Genomic DNA, 1,224 nt, shown 5'->3' on the forward strand with positions numbered 1-1,224 from the left:
GAACTGGATGAAAACATTCAAACACTTGTAGCACGCCTAAAGAAGAAGGCTTATCGACCTGTCCCAGTTAAACGGACTTACATCAATAAGTCTGGTTCTAAGAAGAAGAGACCATTAGGTATCCCAGATCATGAGGATAAAATCGTCCAACGTGCCTTGGCAAAGATTCTTAACGCAATCTACGAAAATGACTTCCTTGACAGTTCTTTTGGATTTCGACCTAACAGGAGTTGTCATGATGCGTTAAAGATACTCAATGTGTACATCGAGGACCGTTTTACCAACTACATTGTGGATGCCGATATCAAAGGATTCTTTGACAATGTAGACCATGAATGGTTGATGAAATTCCTAAAACGTCGTATTGGGGACCCGAGCCTCCTTAGATTAATCTTAAGATTTCTAAGAGGTGGGTACATGGAAGAAGGCAAATACTTTGATACGGACAAGGGTACACCCCAAGGGGGTGTCATCTCACCGATACTAGCTAATGTTTACCTTCATTACGTCCTTGATTTATGGTTCGAGAAGGTGGTTAGAAAACAGTGTAAAGGTCAAGCCTATATGGTTCGATATGCGGATGACTTTGTGTGCTGTTTTCAACTTCGAAGTGATGCCGAGGCTTTCTATACTGCACTTACTAAACGGCTTCAAATGTTTAACCTAGAGGTAGCTGAGGATAAAACGAAAATCATTCCCTTTGGGAAATTCGCAGAAAGAGACAATAAACGTAACGGCCGAGGTAAACCGCCTACGTTTGATTTCTTGGGTTTTACTCACTACTGTAGCAAAAGTAAGAAAGGACAATTCAGGGTTAAACGCAAGAGTAGCCGAAAGAAGGCAACGGCCAAGTTAAAGAATCATAAGGAGTGGCTCAAAGCTCACAGAACGATGGACATTAGAGATATTATGGTTAGGTTGAATCGGTCCCTCAAAGGTTACTATAACTACTACTGTATCACGGACAATTTACAGGAAGTGGCGAACTTCTTAGACAGCATTAAGCGGATATTGTTCAAATGGATGAATAGAAGAAGCCAAAGGAAATCGTTCAGTTGGGATAAATTTAATTTATTCCTTAGTAAATATCCGTTGCCTAGACCCAGAATTAAAGTAAACATATATGATTTGAAGAAAAATATTAACTATATTCTGTGAATGATGATAGGAAGAGCCGTGTGCGATAGTACCGCACGCACGGTTCTGTGAGGAGTGAGGAACTTA

Annotated in this window: 1 protein-coding gene; it reads left to right on the top strand. The window is 40.4% G+C overall.

All coding sequences use genetic code 11. From position 1 onward, the window contains the following. Positions 1–1,158: group II intron reverse transcriptase/maturase (ltrA, locus tag BMX30_RS23140; RefSeq protein WP_139195438.1), on the top strand; the 1,158-nt coding region annotated here is incomplete at its 5' end. Positions 1,159–1,224 lie beyond the last annotated feature (66 nt).

Source organism: Mesobacillus persicus (assembly GCF_900109925.1).
GTDB lineage: Bacteria > Bacillota > Bacilli > Bacillales > Cytobacillaceae > Mesobacillus_B > Mesobacillus_B persicus.